General features: G+C 72.1%; 18 protein-coding genes. 6 read left to right on the top strand and 12 right to left on the bottom strand.

Going from position 1 to position 22,023, the window contains the following annotated elements; translation table 11 throughout:
- Positions 1-8: 8 nt before the first annotated feature.
- The 5 genes from OKJ99_RS26755 to OKJ99_RS26735 form a co-directional block, all read right to left on the bottom strand.
- Complete coding sequence (locus tag OKJ99_RS26755) at positions 9-1,517, bottom strand: APC family permease (protein ID WP_326020100.1); 1,509 nt, start codon at positions 1,515-1,517, stop codon at positions 9-11.
- Between the two features lie 77 nt (positions 1,518-1,594).
- Positions 1,595-2,950 (bottom strand): aminotransferase family protein, encoded by a 1,356-nt coding sequence (locus OKJ99_RS26750; protein WP_326020099.1) that lies wholly within the window; start codon positions 2,948-2,950, stop codon positions 1,595-1,597.
- Complete coding sequence (locus OKJ99_RS26745) at positions 2,947-4,293, bottom strand: ArgE/DapE family deacylase (RefSeq protein WP_326020098.1); 1,347 nt, start codon at positions 4,291-4,293, stop codon at positions 2,947-2,949. The genes OKJ99_RS26750 and OKJ99_RS26745 overlap by 4 nt, the downstream gene beginning before the upstream one ends.
- Positions 4,286-5,761: an aldehyde dehydrogenase gene (locus OKJ99_RS26740; RefSeq protein ID WP_326020097.1), complete on the bottom strand. Its 1,476-nt coding sequence runs from the start codon at positions 5,759-5,761 to the stop codon at positions 4,286-4,288. The genes OKJ99_RS26745 and OKJ99_RS26740 overlap by 8 nt, the downstream gene beginning before the upstream one ends.
- A complete protein-coding gene (locus OKJ99_RS26735; protein WP_326020096.1) occupies positions 5,758-7,200 on the bottom strand; it encodes a purine-cytosine permease family protein in 1,443 nt (480 codons plus the stop codon). Before OKJ99_RS26735 ends, OKJ99_RS26740 begins: the two co-directional genes overlap by 4 nt.
- A 113-nt stretch (positions 7,201-7,313) precedes the next feature.
- On the opposite strand from OKJ99_RS26735, the gene OKJ99_RS26730 reads away from it, so the two are divergent.
- Positions 7,314-7,925, top strand: coding sequence for a TetR/AcrR family transcriptional regulator (locus tag OKJ99_RS26730; RefSeq protein ID WP_326020095.1), 612 nt, complete (start codon positions 7,314-7,316; stop codon positions 7,923-7,925).
- Between the two features lie 2 nt (positions 7,926-7,927).
- Here OKJ99_RS26730 and OKJ99_RS26725 read toward each other — a convergent pair whose 3' ends face one another.
- Genes OKJ99_RS26725 through OKJ99_RS26700 form a run of 6 tightly spaced genes read right to left on the bottom strand, consistent with a single transcriptional unit; the run spans position 7,928 to position 13,763 of the window.
- Entirely contained in the window at positions 7,928-8,845 is a 918-nt protein-coding gene (locus tag OKJ99_RS26725; RefSeq protein WP_326020094.1) for a LysR substrate-binding domain-containing protein, read from the bottom strand.
- 39 nt (positions 8,846-8,884) lie between these two features.
- A complete protein-coding gene (locus tag OKJ99_RS26720) occupies positions 8,885-10,231 on the bottom strand; it encodes an MFS transporter (RefSeq protein ID WP_326020093.1) in 1,347 nt (448 codons plus the stop codon).
- Positions 10,228-11,373, bottom strand: coding sequence for a M20 family metallopeptidase (locus tag OKJ99_RS26715; protein ID WP_326020092.1), 1,146 nt, complete (start codon positions 11,371-11,373; stop codon positions 10,228-10,230). Before OKJ99_RS26715 ends, OKJ99_RS26720 begins: the two co-directional genes overlap by 4 nt.
- A complete protein-coding gene (locus OKJ99_RS26710; RefSeq protein ID WP_326020091.1) occupies positions 11,370-12,047 on the bottom strand; it encodes a DUF1028 domain-containing protein in 678 nt (225 codons plus the stop codon). Before OKJ99_RS26710 ends, OKJ99_RS26715 begins: the two co-directional genes overlap by 4 nt.
- Entirely contained in the window at positions 12,044-12,499 is a 456-nt protein-coding gene (locus tag OKJ99_RS26705) for a RidA family protein (RefSeq protein WP_326020090.1), read from the bottom strand. The genes OKJ99_RS26710 and OKJ99_RS26705 overlap by 4 nt, the downstream gene beginning before the upstream one ends.
- Positions 12,500-12,512: 13 nt before the next feature.
- Positions 12,513-13,763 carry a flavin-containing monooxygenase gene (locus tag OKJ99_RS26700; RefSeq protein ID WP_326020089.1) on the bottom strand — a complete coding sequence of 417 codons (1,251 nt, stop codon included), beginning with the start codon at positions 13,761-13,763 and terminating at the stop codon, positions 12,513-12,515.
- Between the two features lie 129 nt (positions 13,764-13,892).
- Between OKJ99_RS26700 and OKJ99_RS26695 the strand changes: the two genes are divergently transcribed.
- The 4 genes from OKJ99_RS26695 to OKJ99_RS26680 all read left to right on the top strand — a co-directional run bounded on the left by OKJ99_RS26695 (position 13,893) and on the right by OKJ99_RS26680 (position 18,168).
- Complete coding sequence (locus tag OKJ99_RS26695) at positions 13,893-14,885, top strand: Lrp/AsnC family transcriptional regulator (protein WP_326020088.1); 993 nt, start codon at positions 13,893-13,895, stop codon at positions 14,883-14,885.
- A gap of 87 nt (positions 14,886-14,972) precedes the next feature.
- Entirely contained in the window at positions 14,973-16,448 is a 1,476-nt protein-coding gene (locus OKJ99_RS26690; protein WP_326020087.1) for an amidase, read from the top strand.
- 41 nt (positions 16,449-16,489) lie between these two features.
- A complete protein-coding gene (locus OKJ99_RS26685; protein ID WP_326020086.1) occupies positions 16,490-16,711 on the top strand; it encodes a hypothetical protein in 222 nt (73 codons plus the stop codon).
- A complete protein-coding gene (locus OKJ99_RS26680) occupies positions 16,708-18,168 on the top strand; it encodes a sodium:solute symporter family protein (protein WP_326020085.1) in 1,461 nt (486 codons plus the stop codon). The genes OKJ99_RS26685 and OKJ99_RS26680 overlap by 4 nt, the downstream gene beginning before the upstream one ends.
- On the opposite strand, the gene OKJ99_RS26675 is transcribed toward OKJ99_RS26680, so the two are convergent.
- The gene (locus OKJ99_RS26675; protein ID WP_326020084.1) at positions 18,105-20,726 is read right to left on the bottom strand and encodes a discoidin domain-containing protein; all 2,622 of its coding nucleotides are present in this window, start codon (positions 20,724-20,726) and stop codon (positions 18,105-18,107) included. The genes OKJ99_RS26680 and OKJ99_RS26675 overlap by 64 nt on opposite strands.
- 148 nt (positions 20,727-20,874) lie before the next feature.
- On the opposite strand from OKJ99_RS26675, the gene OKJ99_RS26670 reads away from it, so the two are divergent.
- Positions 20,875-21,990, top strand: coding sequence for a threonine synthase (locus OKJ99_RS26670; RefSeq protein ID WP_326020083.1), 1,116 nt, complete (start codon positions 20,875-20,877; stop codon positions 21,988-21,990).
- The last annotated feature ends 33 nt before the right edge of the window (positions 21,991-22,023 follow it).

Here is a 22,023-nt window from a genome sequence, read left to right as displayed (position 1 = left end):
CGTCCCGATCACGGGGTGGTCCTGTCGCGGACCGAGCGGCGGGCCGCCGCGAGGCCTGCCGACCCCACGAGGAGCAGCACCACGATCGTGCCGAGGGTGAACGTCTCGAACGTGGTGCGGGAGACGCCCCAGACGGCCGTGAAGTCGTAGTCGATGCCGAAGACGGACTCCAGGACGCCGGGGAAGAGCGCCGCCCAGGAGCCGACCAGGATCCAGGCGTAGACGAGGGCCGCGCAGGCCATGAAGCCCCGGTTGCCGAAGGGGACTTGGTAGGGGCGGGGGACCTCCGGGCGGCGCAGGCGCAGGACCACCAGGGCGGGGACGACCAGGAGGTACGAGAGGAGGAGTGTCGTCACCGCCACCGTCAGGACCACGCTGAAGATCGCGCCCGTGTCGCCCTTCACCAGCTGCATCGCCGCGAGCATGAACACCGTGGCCACCGCGCCGGAGAGCAGGTTCGTGCGGACCGGGGTGCCGAGCTTGGGGTGGAAGGCGCCCAGCGCGCGGCTGAAGAAGCCGCCGTCGGCCGCCGCCATCGCCTGCATGCGGTCGCTGACGATCATCCACGCGCTGCCCTGTGTGAGGAGGGCGAAGACGAACATGATCGCGGTGAGCGTCAGGAGGGGGCCGGCCGCGGGGCCGTAGACGCCGAAGACCAGGCGGACGCCCTCCATGAAGCCGCCGATGCCGGTGACCTTGCTCGCGGGGACCACGGCCAGCAGGGCCAGGACCGGGAGCAGGTAGCAGGCCGCCGCGATCGTCGCCGAGCGGCCGAGCGCGGCGGGGACGTCGTGCTGCGGGTCGTGCATCTCCTCGCCCGCCGCGTTCGGGGCCTCGAACCCCACGTAGGCGAAGAGCAGGATGGGGACGAGGGCGAGGAAGCCGGCCGTCGTGGGGGCGAAGTGGGCGGTCGCCAGGCCCTGGAAGCCGTGCTCCGCCCCGTACAGGATCGCTGTGACCGTGAAGAGGGCCAGCGAGAGGACCTTCACCGCCGCGCCCGCCGTCGTGATCCACTTGCCGCGGCTGAGCGAGACGACCGCCGTGAGGATCGCGATCCACACGAAGAGCAGCTTGAACGTGTAGTCGGCGAACGTGCCCGAGCCCAGGTGGAAGACGAAGCCGTCCCAGGTCTCGGCGGCGAGGAAGACCAGCGAGCCGCCCAGCCAGATCGGGTTGGTGACCCAGTAGAAGAGCGTGGTGAGCGCGGCCGCCGGGCGGCCGAGGGCCAGCTTCACCCAGACGTACGGGCCGCCCTCCTGCGGGAACGCGGCACCGGTCTCCGCGAACAACAGGGCGTAGGGGAGCAGGAAGAACAGGGCGATGGCGGCGGTCCAGGTGGCCGCCTCGCCGCCGCCGGTGGCGATCTGGCCGATGGTGTCGAAGGAGATCACCGCGGCGACGGCCATGGCCGTGATGTCGAAGCGTTTGAGGCTGCGCTTCAGGTTCGAGTCGGACGCGGTGTCGTGCGGAGTCCGTGGTGTCTGTGGCTCTGCTGCGGAGGGGAGGTTCGTCGGCACGGGCAGTTCCTAGGGAGGGAGTTGGGGACTGCGAGTGGACCGGGGCCCGGCGGTGCACACCGCCGGGCCCCGTACTGTCACGCCTCCCGGATCTTGCCGGAGGCGTCCGTGCGCTCCAGTACACCGCGCAGCGCCGAGGCGACCTCCTTGGTCTCGCCCTCCGTCATGATCAGCGGCGGGGACAGCACCAGGCTGTGCGCGGAGTCGCGGACGATGACGCCGGTCTCGCGGCGGATCACGTCGTGCGGCATCCGGTCGGCGTGCAGGGGGAGGGGCGTACGGGTGGTGCGGTCGGCGACGAGTTCCACCGCGAGCATCATGCCCACCGAGCGGATCTCACCGACGATGGCCAAGTCGCCGAGCTGGGACTGGAGTTCCGAGTGGAGCGTCGCGCCGATCGTCTTCGCCCGGCCCAGCAGGCCCTCCTTGTCGATGACGTCGAGGTTGGCGAGGGCGACGGCGGTCGCGACCGGGTGGCCGTTGTACGTGTAGCCCATCGGGAAGCCGTGGTCGCGAAGGAGCACCTCGGCGACGTGGTCGGCGACCATCAGCGCGCCCAGCGGTACGTAGCCGGAGGTGATGCCCTTGGCCGTGACGATGATGTCCGGGGTGACGCCGAAGTGCTGGGCGGCGAACCACTCGCCCACGCGGCCGTACGCGGTGACGACCTCGTCGAAGATGAGGAGGATGCCGTGGCGGTCCAGGGTCTCGCGCACGCGCGGCCAGTAGTCGTCCGGCGGGACGAGCATGCCGCCGACGCCCATGATGGGCTCGCCGATCATCGCCGCGATGTTCCCCGCGCCGATCTCCGCGATGCGCTCCTCCAGTTCGCGGATGAGGAAGTCGCAGGGGTCCTCGCCGCCGTACAGCTCCGTGCGGTACGGCCACGGCGGCGTCAGGTGCGAGACGTGCGGCATCATCGGGGCGAAGCCCTCGTGGTAGACGGGGAAGCCGGTGGCCGAGCCGCCGCCGTAGCCGATGCCGTGGTACGCCTTGTCGCGCGCCAGGATCCAGGTGCGGTCGGTGTCGCCGCGGCGGTGGTGGTAGTAGCGGGCCATCTTGATGGCCGCCTCGTTGCCCTCCGAGCCGCCGGACGTGAAGTAGACGTGGTTCAGCGGGTCCGGGGCCAACTCGGCGAGCCGGGTGGCGAGTTGGATGGCGGGCTCGTTGGAGAACTCCCAGAAGCTGGTGAAGTACTCCAGCTTCTTCATCTGCTCGTGGGCGACGTCGGCGAGGTCCTCGCGGCCGTGGCCGACCTGCGCGAGCCACAGGCCGCCGGTGGCGTCGAGGTAGCCGCGGCCCTCGGAGTCGGTCAGGCGGCAGCCCTCGCCGGACGTCATGATCACCCGTTCCTCGGCGCTGCCGGGGAGGTAGGGGTGGATGATGTGGGCGCGGTCGGCCGCCAGCAGGCTCTGGTGGTTCTGGTGCTTCATGAGGGAAGTCCTTCCGTGAGTTCGATGGCGGCGAGGGCCAGCGCCTTCGCCGTGGCCAGCAGGTCGTCGACCTCGATGTACTCGTCGATGGTGTGGAGGGTCGGGGAGCCGTCGGGCCGGGTCGCGGTCGGGCCCAGGCAGACGGCGGGGGTGTCGGCGAGCCGGGTCAGGGTGGCCGCGTCCGTCCAGGACGGTTCGCCGAGGATGCGGGGAGAGCGGCCGAGGGCCCCGGCCGCGCTTTCAAGTGCCGTGACGACGCGGTGGGTTCGGTCGACTTCCGCGGGCGGCAGTTCGGTGTCCCAGGTGAGGCGGGGCGGGTGCGCGCCGAGCCAGCCGTCGGCGGCGCACGCGTCCCGTACGGCCGCCTCGATCTCGGCCCGCACCCTGCTCGCCCAGCCACCGGCGTCGGCCTGCACCGGGAGGTACGTGACGTCCAGGCAGACCTCGCAGGACGCGGGGTAGGTCACCCACCACTCGCCGCCCTTGATGGTGGTGGGCACGATGGACGGCGGGGGCAGGAGCGGATGGGTGTGGGCCGGGTCGGCGGCCCAGCGCTCGCGCAGGGACTGGAGCGCGGTGAGCGCCGGGAGGGTCTTCTCGATGGCGTTGACCGCGCCGCCGGTGCGCCAGTCGCCGGGCGGGTACTCGGCGTGCCCGGGACGCCCCTCGACGGTCAACGTGCCGCCCAGGATGCCGCGTTGGGCGGTGACGACGTCCAGGTCGGTGGGCTCGGGGACGACCGCCGCGTCCGCCTTCACCCCGTACGCGAGGGAGGCGAGGGTGCCCGCGCCGTTCCACTCCTCGTCGGTGGCGGTGTTGATCAGCAGGTCGCCGGGGAGCCGGATGCCGAGCGCCGCGAGGGTCTCGGCCGCGATCACCATGGCGGCGATGCCGCCCTTCATGTCGCAGGTGCCGCGCCCGTAGAGGCGGCCCTCGCGGACCTCGGCGCGGAACGGGTCGCTGCTCCAGGCGCCCTTCGGCTCCGCCGACACGACGTCGATGTGCCCGTTGAAGAGCAGGGAGCGGCCACCGCCCGTGCCGGGGAACCGGGCGATCAGCTGCGGCCGGCCGTCGAAGCCGAGGCCCTCCGGGGTCTGCGGGGAGCGCGGCAGGTCCGACGGCTTCGGCGTGAAGACGTCGACGGTGGCGCCCGCCGCGCGCAGCCGGCCGGCGAGGTGGGCCTGGAGGTCGTGCTCGGCCCGGTGCCGTTCGTCGGCGGAGCCGCGCACCGTGGTGTCGAAGGCGACGAGTTCCGCCGTGAGGGCGACCAGGTCGTCGCGTCGGCGGTCGAGTTCGGCGAGTACCTTCTCGGTGTCGGGGGCCGTCATCCGTACGTCAGCCATACGTCACCCATGTCGTCTTCAGCCCCGTGTACTTGTCGAAGGCGTGCAGCGAGAGGTCGCGGCCGTAGCCGGACTGTTTGAAGCCTCCGAAGGGGGTGGCGGGCGAGAGCGCGTCGACGGTGTTGACCGAGACCGTGCCCGCCTGGAGCGCCTCCGCGGTGCGGTGGGCGCGGGACAGGTCCCGGGTCCAGACGGAGGCCGCGAGCCCGTACGGGGAGTCGTTGGCGAGGCGGACCGCCTCCGCCTCGGAGTCGAAGGGGTGCACCGTGAGGACCGGGCCGAAGACCTCCTCGCGGGCCAGCGGGGCGTCCGGGGCGAGGCCCGTGACGATCGTCGGGAGGACGTAGGCGCCGGTGCGCTCGGGGCGGGCGCCGCCGCACACCACGGTGCCGCCGGATTCGGTGACCGCCTTGAGCACGCGGACCGCCTGGGCCTCGTCGACGAGCGGGCCGAACGTGGTGGCGGGGTCGAGCGGGTCGCCGGGGGCGAACGCCGCGGCGTGTTCGGCGACGCGGGCCGTGAACTCCTCGGCCACCGAACTCTCCACCAGGAGGCGGGTGTTGGCGGAGCAGACCTGGCCGGAGTTGTAGGCGAAGCCCGCGGCGGCGGCCTCGGCGGCCGCGTCCAGGTCGGCGTCCGCGAACACGATGTTCGGGCTCTTGCCGCCCGCCTCCGGCCACACCTGCTTGAGGTTGGACTCGGCGGCGTAGGCGAGGAAGCGGCGGGCGGTCGCCGTGGAGCCGGTGAAGGCGAGGGCGTCGACGTCGTCGTGGCGGCCGAGGGCCTGGCCCGCGCGCTCGCCGAGGCCGGGTACGACGTTGAGGACACCGGCCGGGAGCCCGGCCTCCACCGCGAGTTCGGCGAGGCGCAGGGCGGACAGCGGGGACTGCTCGGCGGGCTTGAGGACGACGCTGTTTCCTGCCGCGAGGGCGGGTGCGAGCTTCCAACTCGCCATGTCCAGCGGGAAGTTCCACGGCACGACCGCGCCGACGACACCGAGCGGGACGCGCCGCACGAGGGCCAGGTTGCCGGGCGGCGCCGGAGCCACCTCGTCGTACAGCTTGTCGGCGGCCTCCGCGTACCAGGCGAAGACGCCGGCCGCGCCGGGCACGTCGGTGCCGTACGTCTCTGCGATCGGCTTGCCCATGTCGAGGGTGTCGAGGAGGGCCAGCTCGCGGCCGTGCTCCTCGATGAGCGCGGCCAGCCGGAGGAGCACGCGCTTGCGGGTCGCGGCGTCCGCCCGTGACCAGTCGCCCGCCTCGAAGCTGCGGCGGGCGGCCGAGACGGCGGCGTCGACGTCCGGGGTGTCGCAGGAGGCGACCTCGGCGACGGTGCGGCCGGTGGCGGGGTCGACGGTGGCGAAGGTGGCGCCACAGGCCGCGTCGCGCCACTCGCCGTCGATGAACGCCCTGGTACGGAAGTCGAGTTGACCGGCGAGCTTCGCCCAGTCCTGGTGCGTGTACGTCATGCTGCGGGCACTCCTGTGGTGGTCGGTGCGGGAGCGGGGGTGCGGCGGTTCGTGCCACGGGCCGCGAGGAGCCAGTAGAGGGGGACGGTGACGACCAGGCCGGCGATCCAGCCGAGGTCGGTGTCCCCGAGGGCGTGGGCCAGCGGCCCTGTGTAGAGGGACTGCGCCATGAACGGGATCTCGGCGAGGATGCCGACCGCGTAGACCATGAGGGCGGTGGCGTTCCAGCGGCCGTAGATCCCGCCGTCGCGGGCGAAGAAGGACGGGACGTCGTACTCGCCGTGCCTGACCAGGTAGAAGTCGACCAGGTTGATGGCCGTCCAGGGGATCAGGACGTACTGGAGTACGTAGATCAGGTTCAGGTAGTTCGTCATGAAGCTGTCGGCGAGGGCCAGGGCGAGGGCGACCGAGAGGGCCGTCAGGGCCGCGCCGATGACGGCCCGCCCTGTGGCGCGGGGCAGCCAGCGGTGGGCGAAGGTCTGCACCGCGGTGACGGCGCAGAGCACGGCGCCGTACAGGTTCATGGAGTTGGTGAGCATCGTGACCAACGCGAAGCTCCACAGCGTGAGTTGCCCGAGCGTCGAGCCGAGGAGGTGGTTGAGCGCCGCGATGGGGTCGCCGTCGCCCGCGATGCCGATCGCCGCGCCGACCACCATCGGGATGACGCTGCCGAGGACGCACCCCGCGTACGTGCACCAGAGGGTGGAGCGGATGCCGGCCCGGTGGGCGGGCATGTAGCGGGAGTAGTCGGAGACGTAGGGCGCGTAGGCGATCTGCCAGAGCGCGCCGACGGACACCATCCCGAGGAACCCCGCGAGGCTGAACCCGCCGGTGCTCAGGAAGTCCGACGGGAGCCCGCCCGTGAACAGGTAGACGGCGCCGATGACCTGGATCGCACCGAACGCCCACGTCGTCCACGCGCCGATGCGGTGCATCAGGCGGTAGCCGACGACCGCGACCACGAGGCTGACCGCCGCGCACAGCAGCACGCCCGTGCTCTCCCCGACGGGGGTGACCTGGCCGAGCGACTGCGCGCCCACGACCAGGTTCGACGCGAAGAAGCCCTGGTACATGACGATCACGACGAGCACCACGGCGAGGGCGCCGACGCTGCCGAACTGGCCGCGGCTCTGGATCATTTGGGGTACGCCGAGCTGGGGACCCTGCGCCGAGTGCAGCGCCATCAGGAAGCCGCCGCCGAGGTGTCCCACGAGCAGGGCGGCCAGGCTCCAGAAGAAGGAGAGCCCGAACGCGGTGGGCGCCAGGGCGCCGGTGACGACGGTGAGCGGGCCGAGGTTGGCGCTGAACCAGATGGTGAACAGGTCCCGGGTGCGGCCGTGGCGTTCGTCCGCGGGGACCACGTCGATGGTGCGGTGTTCGATGCGCTCGGGCGCCGGGGCGGTGTCGCCGCCGGGCGTACGCGCTGGCTGACCGTCCATGCCGCCTCCACGAGTTCTTTGAGCTGAGATTCAAACAATGGCTCAGGGACTCGTCAATGGTTTGTGCGGCATCAACTTGCTTTATCTGAACGGCGTAACAGAGAATTAACCGCATGGGAAAACCGGGGAGACCGAAGAACCAGACCGCGCGGCGCGAGGCGCTCGTGGACGCGGCGGGGCGGGCCATCACGGAGCGGGGGCTCGAAGGCCTGCGCATCAAGGACATCGCGGCGGAGGCCGGCATGTCCGCCGGCTCGGTCCTGTACTACTACCCGGAGCTCGACGAGCTGGTTCTTGAGGTGCACCGGGGCGCTGTCGAGCGCTTCCTCGCCGCGCGGCATGCGGTCACCGACGAGGTCGCCGACCCGGTGGCCCGGCTGCGCGCGCTGATCGCCTCCGGTCTGCCCACCGCCCCCGACGACGCGACGCACGGGCTGCTCTTCGAGCTGCACCGCAGGGCCGACCGCAGTCCCGGGCACGCCGAGCTGATGGCGTCACTGTTCGCCAGTGAGGTGGGCCTGTACGCCACCGCGCTCGAAGTGGGCGCCGCGACCGGCGAGTTCACGCTGACGGCGCCCGTGGGGGACCTCGCCAGGAATCTGGTGGCGCTGGAGGACGGTTACGGCCTGCACATCGTGAGCCGCAATGCCGCCCTGACGCGGGAGGAGGCGCAGCGCCTGATCCGCGTGCACGCGCGCGTGGTGACGGGGTGCGCTGACCTGTAGGGCTACACCCCGTCGGCGTTCTCCCGCAGTACGTCCATCACCGCGCGGGCCCGCGCGCTCTGCGTCATGCCGCCGAGCGAGGCGATCCTGACCTCCAACGGGCGCCCGGCGTCCCGGAGTTCGAGCTCCGCGATCTCGCCACCGCCGTAGGTCAGGCCCGTCGCGGGGCGCTGGTTGAGGACGGAGTAGCCGAGGCCGCGGGCCACCATGGAGCGCACGGTCTCGTAGCTGCGGGTGCGGTAGCGGACGTCGGGGGCGGTGCCGGTGGCGGCGACGAGGGAGCGGAAGTAGTCGCGGCTGTGCGGGAGGTCGAGCAGGACGAGCGGCTCCGCGGACAGGTCCGCGAGGGACACGCTGCCCCGGCCCGCCAGCGGGTGGTCGGCCGCGACGATCACATAGGCGGGGGCGCGGGCGATCGTCTCGCTGCGCAGCTCCGGCTCGGTGGACAGGCCGAGGTCGTAGGTGAGGGCGAAGTCGATGCGGCCCGTCGTCAGGGCCTCGACGAGTTCGTCGGCCTCCGCCTCCACCACGTCGATCTCGATGCCCGGGTGGCGGCGCGTGCACTCGCTGAACAGCCGCGGCAGGTAGTACGGCGCCAGGGTCACGAAACAGCCGACCGTCACGGGACCGGACAGCTCCGCCCCGTCCCCGCGCGCCTCCCGCTCGACCTCGCGCGCGCGGGCGAGCAGATCCCGGCCCTGCGCCCGCAGCCGCTCTCCCGCGGGGGTCAGGGTCAGGCCCCGGCCCCTGCGGCGGATGAACAGCTGCACCTGGAGGTCGCGCTCCAGGTTGTGGATGGCGGCGGACACGGCGGACTGCGCGATGTGCAGCTCCGTCGACGCCTCCGTCATCGAGCCGCGCTCGGCGGCGACCAGGAAGTAGCGCAGCTGAACGAGGGTGAAACCGAGCGGTGACGTCATACGAGGCCCTTGCCAGGTGATCCGGGTACGGGCCCGACCTTATGCCGCTTCCGAAGGAGTGCCGGACACGTCCTCCGCGTGCAGCAGCGCGGAGCCCGCCGTCTCCTTCAGGGACACCGCCGCGACGAGCCCGCCCACGGCGAACACCATCAGGTACGGGCCGGGCACCAGCGTGCTCCCGGTCGCCGAGATGAGCAGCGTCATCAGGTACGGCACGGTGCCCGCGAACAGCGCCGCCGTCACGTTGTACGAGATGGAGAGCCCGCTCTGCCGGGTGCGCGTGGGGAAGACCTCCGCCGACCACACCGCGTACGTGCCGAGGATCGCCGCCAGGATCGCGCCGAGCGCGAGACCGCCGACCCAGGTCCCGGCCATCCCGGTCCGCATCAGCCAGAACGCCGGAGTGGAGAAGACCAGAAGGGCCGCCGTCGCCCCGATGAACACCGGCTTGCGCCCCACCCGGTCGGACAGCGCGCCGAACAGCGGCACGAGCACGAGGCCGACCAGGGAGATCACGGTGGACAGCAGGGCGGCGCTGTCGGCGGAGTGACCGAGGTGGTCGGTCTCGTACGTCACCAGGTAGGTGAGGATCGCGTAGAACGGCACGTGCATGGCCGTCATCAGGCCGGCCGCCTGGAGCAGCTGGCGCTTGTGGGTGCGCCACAGTTCGCGGGCGGGGCTGCGCGGGACCGTGTCGTTCGCTTCGAGGGCCCGGTACTCCGGGGTGTCCTCGATCTTGTTGCGGATGACGACGCCGATGATGCCGAGCGGCGCCGCGACGAGGAACGGGATCCGCCAGCCCCAGGAGGTGAGCTGCGCTTCGTCGAGCCCCGTGGAGAGGAGTAGGAAGACGAAGGAGCCGGCCAGGAAGCCGAGCAGCGAGCCGACCTCCAGCCAGCTCACGCCGAAACCGCGGCGGCGGCGCGGCGCGCTCTCGGCGAGGAAGCTCGCCGCGCTGCCGAACTCGCCGCCCGCCGCGAAGCCCTGGACCAGGCGGAGCACCACCAGGAGGATCGGTGCCGCGATGCCGATCGAGTCGTAGCCGGGGAGCAGCCCGATCGCCAGGGTCGCGCCGGACATCATGAAGATGACCAGGGTCAGGGTGCGCTTGCGGCCGATCTTGTCGCCGAGCGGCCCGAAGACCAGGGCGCCGATCGGCCGGACGCCGAAGGAGACCGCGAACACGCCGAACACGGCGAGCAGTCCGGTCGTGGCGTCACCGGCGGGGAAGAACACGGTCGCGACGGTGCCCGCGAGATACGCGTACGCCGCCCAGTCGAACCAGTGCACGAAAACGCCGACGGCCCCGGCCGCGACGCTCCTGCGCAGCGTCGCGACATCAGTGGGCGCGTCGGCCGCGCTTTCCTGGGGATCGGGCACCGTCATGTCGTCGCCTCCTCGGATGGTCCTGCGCGGTCCACGCCCGTCCACGCCAGCGCGACCGCCGCGTCGAGCAGCGCCCGCTCCGCGGCCGAGCCCACGCAGTACGCGGCGAACTCGTGCTGGTGGTTGGTGGCGGGCAGGGAACCGATGCCGATGTAGGGGTGGATGGCGGGCACCACCTGCGACACGTTGCCCATGTCGGTGGAGGCGCGGTTCATGCGCGCGGCCTGGCCCGGCGGCGCGAACTCCCGACCGAGGTCGAGGGCGTTGGCCCGGTAGTGCGCGAGCGCCGTCTCGTCCGCGCGGAACTCCGCGTACGGCTTGCTCTCCGGTTCGATCTCCAGGTCGCAGCCGGTCGCGAGGGCGCCCGCCTCGAAGGCGCGCATGACGCGCGGCTCCAACTCGGCGAGTTCGGCGAGGGTTTCGGCGCGCACGTACCAGCGGCCCGTCGCGCGCTCCGGGATCGCGTTCGGCGCGTCCCCGGCGTGCGTCACGACGCCGTGCACCCGCGCGGAGGAAGGGAGTTGCTGGCGCAGCAGGCCGATGGCGACCTGCGCGACGGTGAAGGCGTCGGCCGCGTTGACCCCGGCCTCCGGGTAGGCGGCGGCGTGCGCGGACTTCCCGGTGTAGGCGACCTTGGAGTGGCTGACCGCGAACGGCTGTGCCTCGGCGACGTCGACCGGCGCCGGGTGCGCCATCATCGCGAGGTCGACCCCGGCGAACGCGCCCCGGTCGAGCAGCTCGATCTTGCCGCCGCCCCCCTCCTCGGCCGGGGTGCCGTAGACCTCCACGGTGAGCCCCAGGTCGTCGGCGACCTCGGCGAGCCCGAGCGCGGCGCCGATGGACGAGGCCGCGATCAGGTTGTGCCCGCAGGCGTGCCCGAGGCCGGGCAGCGCGTCGTACTCGGCGCACAGCGCGATCCGTCGCGGCCCGCTGCCGAAGGAGGCGTGGAACGCGGTGTCGAGGCCCAGGTACGACGAGGTGACGGCGAACCCGGCCCGGTCGAGCAGCTGCGGCACGGCGGCGGCCGCCCGGTGCTCCTCCCAGGCGGTCTCCGGGTCGGCGTGCAACTGCTCGGACAGGGCGATCAGTTGCCCGGCGTGCCGGTCGACCGCCTTGCGGGCGGCCTCCTTGAGGGCACTCATCGGTCGTCTCCCGGAACGCCGTACGAGGGCGAGCTCGCCGGGTCGAGGCCGCGCGTCACGTAGTTGTCGCGCTGCGGAAGCCAGATGTCGAGGAGCTCGCCGAGCCGGTCGATCGGGTCGTCCGCCCAGTCGATGCGCAGGTCGGTGACCCGCCAGTCGACGTCGGCGACGACCGACATCCCCGCCGAGTACACGGGCCCCTCCTCGCCGCCCGCCGCGACGGCGGCCTTCATGGCGGCGAGCAGTCGCTCCTCCAGCTCACCGGTGGCCTCCTGGTACGCCGCCAGGAGCACGTCGGGGATGTGTGTCCCGCAGAGCATGTTGCCGGCCGCGACGGCGCCTTCGGTGGTGGCCGTCGCGTACGTGCCGAGGGTGTGCGGGCCGCTGTAGGCGAAGCCCGGCCCCTCGCGCCCGAGAACCGTCAACTGCCGGTAGGCGATGGTCTTTTCGTTGCGCGCCGCGCCCGTGACCTCGGCCAGTGCGCGCTCCGCGTCGCCGTGCCCGGCGAGGGCGTCGAGCAGGCTCGTGCCGAGCGTCGGGTCGGTGATGTTCTGCGAGCTCGCCGCGCCGACGCCGGGCCGCAGATGGGCGATGCGGGCGGCGACCGCGGGGCTCGACGAGCTGCCCACGATGCCGAACCGCTCACCGTCTCGTACCACCAGGGAGAACGTCATGCCCGCGCCTCCTTCGAGTCCTTCGGGATCACCGCGACCGCGTCGATCTCGCACAGCCACTCCGGGCGGGCGAGCGCCGAGACCACGATGCCGGTGGAGATGGGGTGGACGCCCTTGGTCCAGCGGCCGACCGTGCGGTACACGGCCTCCCGGTAGCGCGGGTCGATCAGGTAGATCGTCAGCTTGACCAGGTGTTCCATCCGGCTGCCCGACTCCTCGAGCAGCATCTTGATGTTCGCCATGGCCTGCTCGGCCTGCGCCTCCGCGTCGCCGACGCCGACGTTCTCGCTGGTGTCGAGGTCCTGGCCGATCTGGCCGCGGACGTACACCGTGTCGCCGGCGACGACGGCCTGGCAGAGGTCGTTGTCGAGGTTCTGCTCGGGGTAGGTGTCGCGGGTGTTGAACGGCCGGATCCGGGTGTGCCCGCCGGCCACGATCGGGGCGTTGGCCATGCTCTTCAGCTCCTCAGTTGCTGCCGTACGCGAGGTATCCGCGCCGGGTCGTGATGTGGTCGGCGACGTACTTGGCGTCGTGCCAGACGCCCCAGATGAAGCTCGACCCGCGCCGGGACAGCCAGGGCAGGCCCAGGAAGTAGACGCCGGGCTCGGTGGAGACCCCGCGGCGCTGGTCGGGGCGGCCGTTCTCGTCGTACGCGTCGACGTCGAGCCAGCTGTAGTCGGCGGCGAAGCCCGTCGCCCAGACGATCGAGGTGACACCGGCCCCGGCCAGGTCGAGCGCGAGCCTCGGGTCCGTCATGCACTCCGGGTCGGCGCCGAGGACGTGTGCCTCGGGCTCCTCGGGGAGGTCGAGCCCGTTGCGCTCGATGTACGTGTCGGCGGCCCGCAGCAGCTCCAGGTACTTCTCGTCGCCGAGCGCGACGTTCTCGGCGAGGTCGGGCGCGAAGCTCAGCACCCCGTCCTCGTACGCGGAGGTCATGCCGAGGAGTTCGATGCCGGTGCCCGCCAGCTCGCGGAAGTCCACGGAGTGACCGCCGCGCGCCCCGCTGACCGCGATGGTCACGTGGGCGGCGCCCTGCGGAGGCGTCGTCAGGTCCCAGAGCCCGAGCACCCCGAGCCACCAGCAGAAGTCACGCCCGCGGTACTGCCGCGGCGGACGGTCGTGCGGGCCCACGGACAGGAACACGCGGCGTCCCGAGCGGCGCAGCTCGTCGGCGATCTGCACGCCCGACGAACCCGCCCCGACCACCAGCACCGCGCCCTCGGGCAGCTGCTCCGGATTGCGGTACTCGCTGGAGTGGATCTGGGCGCGGACCGCGCCCTCCGGCACGATGGGCGGGATCACGGGCCGCTGGAAGGGCCCGGTCGCGGCCACCACGAACCCGGCGTCGATGGTGCCATCGGACGTCTCGACCCGGAAGCCGTGGCGCCCCTCGTGCTTGCGCACCTTGGACACCTCGACGCCGCACCGCACCGGGGCGTCGATCTTCTCGGCGTACCGCTCGAAGTACTCCGCGACCTGCTCCTTCGTCGCGAAGGCGTCGGGGCCGACGTCGGGGAACTCCAGGTTCGGGAACCGGTCGTGCCAGGCGGGCCCGTTCGCGACGAGCGAGTCCCAGCGCTGGGTGCGCCACCGCTCGGCGATCCGGTCCCGTTCGAGGACGATGTGCCGAATGCCCAGGTTCCCCAGGTGCTCGCTGATGGCGATGCCGGCCTGGCCCGCCCCGACGACGACAACTTCCGTCTCTTCATTCGGCACTTGAGCCTCCACTCGGATTGTGCGGTGGGAGCCATCCTTGGACGCACCCGCAACTCTGTCCAACAGATGTTTCCGAGGTGAGTGATCTGTTTTTCAGATGCGTATCCGCGGGCAGACTAGGGTCGTGGCGTGACCAGCGAGCCGAACCCCTCCGCCCCCCTCGACGAGATCGACCGCCGGATCGTCGCCGCCCTGCAGATCGACGGGCGGGCCTCCTGGCGGCGGATCGCCGATGTGCTGAGGGAGCCGGAGCGGAAGGTGGCGCGGCGCGGGCACCGGCTCGTGGAGAGCGGGGACGTCGCGGTGCGCGGGCTCGTCGTGCGCGGCGAGACCGTGATCCTGCGGATGAACTGTCGGCCGGGATCCGTGCGGGAGGCCGCCCTCGCCGCGGCCCGGCGGCCGGACGCCATCTTCTCGTACGTGCTCACGGGCGTCGCTGACTGCGTGGCCGAACTGCAGTGTCCGTCCGGGCAGTTGGGGCGACTGGTGCTGGACGAGGTGCCGGCCCTCCCGGGGCTCGTGCAGCAGCAGGTCTCGCCCGTCCTTCGCTACTTCCGCACCGTGCACGAGTGGTCGCCCGGCATCCTCGACGACGCCGAGGTCGAGGCGCTCGGGGGCGGTGAGCGGCAGGACGACCGGGTGGGTCTCACCGACATCGAGCTCGCGCCCGACGAGGAGGCGATCCTGCGCGCCCTCGCCGCGGACGGACGGTGCACCAACGACGAACTCGCCGCCGTCGCCGGGGTGTCGGTCGCCACGGCCAGGCGCCGCGTCGACGCGCTGAGCCGTGCCGGGTTCGTCAGCATCCGCGCGGTCGTGGAGCCCGCGCTGCTCGGCCTGCCCGTGCAGGCGCTGCTGTGGATCAGGACCCGGCCGGGCGAGGTCGAGGAGGTGGGGCGGCTGCTCGTCGAGTCGCCGCTGGTGCGGTACGCGGCCGTGGTCATGGGGGAGCACCAGCTGCTCGTCGACGTGACGCAGCCCTCGAAGGAGGCGCTGCACGCCTTCCTGACGGAGGCGCCGTGGGTGCGCAGGGCCGAGTCCGTGCAGTCCCATCTCGTGGTCGAGGCGTGGAAGCGCAGTGGTGTGACCGTAAATGCCAGTTCAGCAAATCTGGCGTCTTAAAAGTTCATCCAGTACGAGCCATTGACTTAAAACGTCAGTCGCCGCAGTGTGAGGGCGCACACAGTCGCCTCCTGCCCGAGGACGGTCATGCCCGTACACCCCACCGATTCCGACACCCTCTGTGGGCTCGACGCCGTCGAGCTCGCCGGACTGGTCCGCCGCCGCGAACTGTCGGCGCGCGAGGTCGTCTCCGCCCACCTCGACCGCATCGAGCGCGTGAACCCCGCGCTCAACGCCATCGTCACACTCGACGCGGAAGGCGCACTGGCGGCGGCCGATCGGGCGGACGAACTGACGGCGTCGGGAGCCGAGTTGGGGCCGCTGCACGGGCTGCCCATCGCCTTCAAGGACACCCACCCCACCCGCGGCATGCGCACCACGCACGGCTCGCCGCTCTTCGCCGACCACGTGCCCGACGAGGACGAACTCCTCGTCGAGCGCATCCAGGCGGCCGGCGCCATCCGCATCGGCAAGACCAACGTCCCCGAGTTCGCGGCCGGTTCGCACACCTTCAACCCGGTCTTCGGCGCGACCCGGAACCCGTACGACCCGGCGCGCTCGGCCGGAGGCAGCAGTGGTGGCGCCGCCGCCGCGCTCGCCGCCCGGCTCACCCCGATCGCCGACGGCAGCGACATGGGCGGCTCGCTGCGCAACCCGGCCTCGTTCTGCAACGTCGTCGGTCTGCGCACCACACCGGGGCGCGTGCCCGCGCTGCCCACGAACGACCTGTGGGAGACGCTCGGCGTCGCCGGACCGATGGGGCGCACCGTCGCCGACGTCGCACTGCTCCTGTCGGCCATGGCAGGCCCGGACCTGCGCTGCCCGCAGTCCCTGGAGACCCCCGGTGCCGTGTTCCGCGGTCCGCTGGAGCGCGACCTGAAGGGGCTGCGCGTGGCGTACGCCCCCGACCTCGGCGGTCGCGTCCCCGTCGACCCCGAGGTCCGCGAGCTCGTCGCCCGGCAGGTCAAGGTGTTCGAGGCGGCGGGCGCGCACGTCGTCGAGGACTGCCCCGACCTGGACGGCGCCGAGGACGTCTTCCGCACGCTGCGGGCGCAGGCCTTCCGCACCGGGCTCGGCCCGCTCCTGGAGACCTCCCGCGAGCAGCTCAAGCCCAGCCTGATCTGGAACATCGAGGAGGGGCTCCGGCTCACCTCGGCCGACCTGGCCCGCGCCCGCACCGAGCACAGCCGCCTGCACCTCGCGTCCGTCGCCTTCTTCGAGCGCTACGACGTGCTGATCGCCCCGGTCAGCCAGGTCCTGCCGTTCGACATCGACCTGGAGTACCCGACCGTCATCGACGGTCAGCAGCAGCACAGCTACCTCGACTGGATGCGCTCCGCGTATCTGCTCACCGTCCTGGGCGCACCCGCCCTCTCCGTCCCCGCCGGTTTTACCGGCCGGGGGTCCGGGGGTTGTCCCCCGGGAGAACACAGCACCGATGCCGGGCTGCCCGTCGGCCTGCAGATCGTGGGCCCGCCGCGCGCCGAACGCGCCGTCCTCGAGATCGGCGCCGCCTACGAGGCGGCCACCGGGCACGGACGCCGCGCGCCCAGCCTTCCGTAGGCCCCTCGACCACGCTCGAACTCCTCCTCGCTGGAGCCCCGATGAGATCTCCGCACATGTTGTGGGCCGCCGTGCCCGTTCTGGCCTTTCTCAGCACTCCGTTCCTGCCGTTCGTCAACGGGCCCCACCTGTGGTTCGGCATTCCGTCCGTCCTGGCCTGGTGCCTGCTCTGGACGGTGGGCACCACCGTGGCTCTCGCCGCCGTCGACCGGCTGGTGTTCGCCGGGCGCCCCGAGGAGGAGGACGAGGTGGCGGCCGCATGAACAGCACCATGGTCATCACGGTCCTCGGCATCGTCGCCATCGCGGTGGTCGGCGTCTCCGGACGCCGCGCGCCCAGCAAGGAGCTGGGGGAGTGGACGGTCGCCAAACGCGGCTTCTCCACCTTCACCACCTGGTTCCTCCAGGCGGGGGAGGCCTTCACCACCTTCAGCTTCCTCGGCCTCGCGGGCATCGCCTTCGGTGGCGGCGTCGCCGCGTCCTTCGCGGTCTGCTACCTCGCCATCAACTTCATCCTTCAGTACTTCACCGCTCCCCGGATGCGCCAACTCGGCCATCGGGGCGGGTACTTGACGCAGGCGGACTTCTTCGTCGACCGCTACCGCAGTCCGCTGCTCGGCAAGGTCGTCGCCGTGGTCGGCGCCGTGTTCCTGCTGCCGTATCTGCAACTGCAGATCACCGGGCTCGGCATGATCGTGCAGCTCGCCACCGGCAGCACCACCGGCGGCAACCTGAGCATGGTCCTCGCCACCGTGCTCACTGTCGTCTTCGTCCTGTGGTCGGGCATCCGCGGCATCGCGCGGGTCGCGTACCTCAAGGACGCGCTGATGATCATCGGGCTCGTGGTGCTGGTCGCGGGTGTCGCCCTGTCGGTCAACGGCGGTATCGGCGGCCTCTTCGACACGATCCGCGACAATCACTCGCAGCTGCTCACGCTGGACCAGGAGGGCTACGACGGCACGTTCTTCGTCACCGCCGTCATCATCTCCGGCATCGGCGGCGGCCTCGGCACCATGGCCCACCTGTGGCCGCCGGTGCTCGCCGCCCGCAGCGGCCGCGTGCTGCGCTCCAACGCGATCTGGCTGCCCCTCTACCAGATCGCCCTCGGCATCCCGATCATCATCGGCTTCGCCGGAGTCCTGCTCGCGAAGAAGGGCACCGAACCCAACGGGGTCGCCCTCACCCTCGCGGGGCAGACCCTGCCGGGCTGGCTCGTCGGCGTCGTGGCGGTCGCCGCGGCCTCCGCCGCGATGGTGCCGTCCGCGGCCATCGTCGTCGGCATCTCCAGCCTGCTCTCGCGCAACCTGCTGAGCGCCCGCAACGAGCGCACCCAACTGCGCACCAACCACCTGTGCGTGGTGGCCGCGGCAGGCCTCGCCCTCGTCCTCGGGCTCACCCGCCCCGGCCTCCTCTCCGACCTCCTGCTGCTCACGTACGGCGGCCTGACCCAGCTCGCCCCGGCGATCGTGATGGGCCTCGCGAAGAAGGTCAGGCTCGGGGCCGTGCCCGCGCTCATCGGCATCCTGACCGGTGTCGCGGTGCTCGCCTGGCTGACGTTCGGCTCCGTCGACGTCGGCACCGTGGACACCGGCCTGATCGCGCTGGCCGTCAACCTCGTCGTCACGACCGGTGCCCAGCTCGTCGTACGCTCCCGGGGTCAGGACACCGTCAACTCGCCGACGGACTCCGCTGATTCACCGGTCTCGGTGAGCCGCACGTAACGCCCGTCGGCCCCGGCGCCGGCCTCGAACGGGGCCCACCCCTTGCCGTCCGCCGAGGTCTCCAGCCGGTACGCCTTCGTCCCGGCCACCTCCACCCGGTCCACCGGGCGTACGCCGCCGAGATCCACGGTGAGCGAGGCGCCCGGTGCGGCCGGGTGCCAGGTCGTGGCCGGGTTGCCGTCGACGGCGGCGCCCGCGTACTGGCCCGGGTCCTCCGACGTCGCCTTCGCGGACTTGCAGCGGGCCAGGTCGGTGGTCGGCGTGAGGTCGGGGCGGCGGGTCGGCAGGGTGAGGCCCGCGCCGGTCACGGTGTGCCGCCCGCCGGGTGTGTCGACGGTGAAGGGCGCGCCGGAGGTCAGCCGGACCGTGGTGTTCCTGGCTCCGATCCCGACGTCGTACGTCCGGCCCCGCCACTGAAGTCCCTTGACCTTCACGCCTGTTGAGAGCTGCGGCGGCAGCATCGGGTCGAGCCGCACGGCGTCGTCGTCCTGGAGCCGCATGCCGGTCAGGCCGTGCGTGAAGACCTGGAGGAAGCCGCCCTTGCCGGTCAGGAAGTCCTGCGCCGGCGTGCCCGCGAGGGCGTCCCCGGCGCCCGCCTTCTCGCCCCGCGACTCCGAGAACGTACCGAACGGGCCCCGGAAGAACGGCCGAGAGGCCCGCTCCAGGAAGGTGTACGTCGAGCAGCCCGGCTCGCCGATCCCCGCGGCGGCGACCGCGTGCACCGAGTCCGTCATCGCCGGTCCGTCGCGGTCGGTGTGCGCCGCGTAGTAGTCGAGGGTCGCGGCCGCGGCGCCCTTCGGCATCGGCTTCCAGTCCAGCGGATACAGCAGCAGCACGGCGTCCGCCTGCTTGATGTCGGCGCCCTTGTCGATGTCGTAACCGGCGTACTGGAGAAAGACCTTGCGCTTGCTGTCGTACGGGATGCGCAGGCGGTCGGCGATCCGGTTCCAGTCGGCCGGGGCCCGCTCGCCGACCAGCGCGGCGGCCTTCGCGGCCGAGCGCAGGGAGGTCGCGGCGACGGCGTTCGTATAGACGCCGTCGTCGACACCGTTGCTGTACTCGTCGGGCCCGGCGACGTCCTTGATGGAGTACGTGCCGTCCTTCTCATTGGGCGTGACGCGTGAACTCCAGTACGTGGCAAGGCCCTTGAGCAGCGGCCAGCCGCGCTCGCGCAGCCAGGCGCGGTCGCCGGTCGCCTGGTAGTACTGCCAGGCCGCGAGCGCGATGTCGCCCTGGAGGTGGTTCTGGGTGACGCAGTGCGGCGGGTTCCAGCTCTGGCACTCCTTCCACAGCGAGCCCGAACTCGCGCTGGTCCAGGGGTACATGAACCCCTTCTGCGAGGTCTTCAGCGCGTTGTCGGCGGCGGCGCCGCGCGTCCGGTACCGGTATTCGAGCACCGGCTTCGCCAGCTCCGGGCGGGTGGCGAGCAGCGAGGGGTACATCCACGTCTCGGCGTCCCAGAAGACCATGCCCGCGTAGTTGTCGCTGCTCAGACCGGTCGGCCCGATGCTGTTACGGGCACCGGGGCGCAGCGAGGACAGCAGCCCGTACTGGGCGGCACGCAACCGCGACTGGAGCTCGGGGCGGCCCGGCGTCTCGACATCGGCGGCCCACAACTCCCGCCAGGCGGCGTTGTGCCGCAGGGTGAGCGCGTCCCACCCTGCGGCCGCGGCCCGCTTCGACGCCCGCAGGGCATCGGCCCGCGGGTTCTTCGACGTGAGCGCGGTGTCCACGCCCACGTACTTCGTGACGTCGTACGTTCCGCCGTCCACGGCGCTGAAGTCGGCCGACTGGCTGGTGCCGAGGGCGTCATCGGCGTGCCGGGCGGTGTGGGTGCGGCCGGGGGAGCGGAGGGTGGAGGCGACGGTGCCCGCGGTCCCGGATCCGTCCGTGCGGAAGCCGACGGCGGCCGTGCGCTTTCCGGCCGGGCCGCTGCCGGTGCCGGTGATCCGGCGGGCGCCGCGCTCGTCGATCCGGTCGGTGACGGTGACGTCCCCCGACCAGTGCGGTCTCACGCGCAGCCGCACCGCGCCGACGTGCGGATCGGCCCGGTCGGCGAGCACCTCGAACGTGAGGTCGGTGCGCTTCCCGTCCTTGTGCACCCACGTGACCTCGGTACGGACGACACCGCAGCGCATGTCGAGGGTCTGCCGGTAGCCCGTGGTGCGACTGTCGGGCCCGTACGTCTCGCCGCGCGCCTGCACGTCGAGGGCGGTCCAGGTGGGCAGGGCGGCGATGGCCTCGCGGTGAGCGGTGTTCCTGGGCCCGCGCCCGTACAGCCCGGAGACGAACGCGCCGTCGTACGGGGGCGTGTAGAGCGGCCACCCGGTCTTGGCGTCCTTCTCCCCGGTCCGCGTGTAGCCGGACCCGACGGGCGGGACGCGCACGCCGAGATACCCGTTGCCCGCGTAGGCGTGGTTCTCCGGGGCGGCGGTACGGGTGCCCAACGTCCACCCGGGCCCACCACAGCCGGGAACAGCCGGTGCGGCATGCGCGGGCGGAACGAGGGTGGCGCCGAAGGTGACGGCTGTGATGGCGATGAGGCGCGCTGACTTCATGAGGAGAGACTGATCCGCGCACGCCCATCGACGGTGGACGCGCGCCGGGACAATTCAAGCCCCTGCGGCGATTGAGCAGCGGGGTCCGGGGCGGAGCCCCGCGGCCGCAACACCGTTCCGGCGCAACACGGCGGCTTAACCTCACCGCATGAGCCTCACCACCTACTGCCCCGCCGACGGCACCCGCATCCCCGCCGGCTCCCTCACCTGGCGCTGCCCCGTCTGCCAGGGCCCCCTCGACCTCGATTACTCACCCACCCCGAGCCCCCTCAAGTCCCTGACGGGCCGCACCAGTTCGATGTGGCGCTACGCGGAATGCCTCCCCCTGCCACGACCGGACTGCACCCTCGGCGAAGGGCGGACGCCCCTCGTCCCGCTCACCGCCGAGGTGGACGCCAAGCTGGACTTCCTCAACCCCACCCTCTCCTTCAAGGACCGCGGAGCGGTGATGCTCGCCGCGCTCGCGACCCGCCTCGGCCCCGAGCGCGTCATCGCCGACAGCAGCGGCAACGCCGGAACCGCCATCGCCGCCTACTGCGCCCGCGCCCGGCTCGCCTGCACCGTCTACGTCCCCGAGGGCACGTCCGCCAAGAAGCTGGAGCAGATCCGCGCCCACGGCGCACGCCTGGAAGTGGTCGAGGGGGACCGCGAGGCCACGGCCCGCGCGGCGCGCACGGCCGCCGACGAGGACGGGGTGTTCTACGCCAGCCACGTCTACAACCCGTACTTCCTGCACGGCACCAAGACGTACGTCCACGAGCTGTGGGAGGACCTGGGCGGGCGCCTCCCCGAGTCCCTGGTCCTTCCCGTCGGCAATGGAACTCTGCTGCTCGGAGCCGCCCTCGCCGTCGCCGAACTGCACCACGCGGGCCTCATCGACCGCCGCCCCGCCCTGCACGCCGTGCAGTCCGCCGCGGTCGCCCCGCTGGCGCGTGCGTGGCAGGCCGGGTCGGACGAGATCGTCGTCGACCCGGCCCCGGCTCCCACCGCCGCCGAGGGCATCGCCATCCCGAACCCGCCGCGCGCCCGCCAGATCCTGCGCGCCGTACGCGAATCCGGCGGCGCCTTCCACACGGTGACGGAGGACCAGATCCGGCACGCCCAGCTCGACCTCGCCTCCCGCGGCCTGTACGTCGAGTCGACCGGAGCGGTGTGCTGGGCCGCGACCCGCGAGGGCGGGGCCGTCGGCGGCCGGAGCGTGGTGGTGCCGCTGTGCGGGGCGGGGCTCAAGACGGGGCTCGCCCCCGACCACGGAAGCGTATGAATGCTCGAACCGCGGTCCGATGTGTGAATGATG

Origin of the sequence: Streptomyces endophyticus (assembly GCF_035798155.1) — a bacterium.
In the GTDB taxonomy this organism is placed as follows: domain Bacteria; phylum Actinomycetota; class Actinomycetes; order Streptomycetales; family Streptomycetaceae; genus Streptomyces; species Streptomyces endophyticus.
The sequence above is the reverse complement of the archived record's forward strand: the minus strand, read 5'-3'. Positions and strand labels throughout refer to the sequence as shown.

Excerpts from the sequence above, each read along its gene's own strand:
- OKJ99_RS26750 (WP_326020099.1), bottom strand. The coding sequence starts at position 2,950 with ATGAAGCACCAGAACCACCAGAGCCTGCTGGCGGCCGACCGCGCCCAC.
- OKJ99_RS26745 (WP_326020098.1), bottom strand. The coding sequence starts at position 4,293 with ATGGCTGACGTACGGATGACGGCCCCCGACACCGAGAAGGTACTCGCC.
- OKJ99_RS26740 (WP_326020097.1), bottom strand. The coding sequence starts at position 5,761 with ATGACGTACACGCACCAGGACTGGGCGAAGCTCGCCGGTCAACTCGAC.
- OKJ99_RS26735 (WP_326020096.1), bottom strand. The coding sequence starts at position 7,200 with ATGGACGGTCAGCCAGCGCGTACGCCCGGCGGCGACACCGCCCCGGCG.
- OKJ99_RS26730 (WP_326020095.1), top strand. The coding sequence starts at position 7,314 with ATGGGAAAACCGGGGAGACCGAAGAACCAGACCGCGCGGCGCGAGGCG.
- OKJ99_RS26725 (WP_326020094.1), bottom strand. The coding sequence starts at position 8,845 with ATGACGTCACCGCTCGGTTTCACCCTCGTTCAGCTGCGCTACTTCCTG.
- OKJ99_RS26720 (WP_326020093.1), bottom strand. The coding sequence starts at position 10,231 with ATGACGGTGCCCGATCCCCAGGAAAGCGCGGCCGACGCGCCCACTGAT.
- OKJ99_RS26715 (WP_326020092.1), bottom strand. The coding sequence starts at position 11,373 with ATGAGTGCCCTCAAGGAGGCCGCCCGCAAGGCGGTCGACCGGCACGCC.
- OKJ99_RS26710 (WP_326020091.1), bottom strand. The coding sequence starts at position 12,047 with ATGACGTTCTCCCTGGTGGTACGAGACGGTGAGCGGTTCGGCATCGTG.
- OKJ99_RS26705 (WP_326020090.1), bottom strand. The coding sequence starts at position 12,499 with ATGGCCAACGCCCCGATCGTGGCCGGCGGGCACACCCGGATCCGGCCG.
- OKJ99_RS26690 (WP_326020087.1), top strand. The coding sequence starts at position 14,973 with ATGCCCGTACACCCCACCGATTCCGACACCCTCTGTGGGCTCGACGCC.
- OKJ99_RS26685 (WP_326020086.1), top strand. The coding sequence starts at position 16,490 with ATGAGATCTCCGCACATGTTGTGGGCCGCCGTGCCCGTTCTGGCCTTT.
- OKJ99_RS26680 (WP_326020085.1), top strand. The coding sequence starts at position 16,708 with ATGAACAGCACCATGGTCATCACGGTCCTCGGCATCGTCGCCATCGCG.
- OKJ99_RS26675 (WP_326020084.1), bottom strand. The coding sequence starts at position 20,726 with ATGAAGTCAGCGCGCCTCATCGCCATCACAGCCGTCACCTTCGGCGCC.
- OKJ99_RS26670 (WP_326020083.1), top strand. The coding sequence starts at position 20,875 with ATGAGCCTCACCACCTACTGCCCCGCCGACGGCACCCGCATCCCCGCC.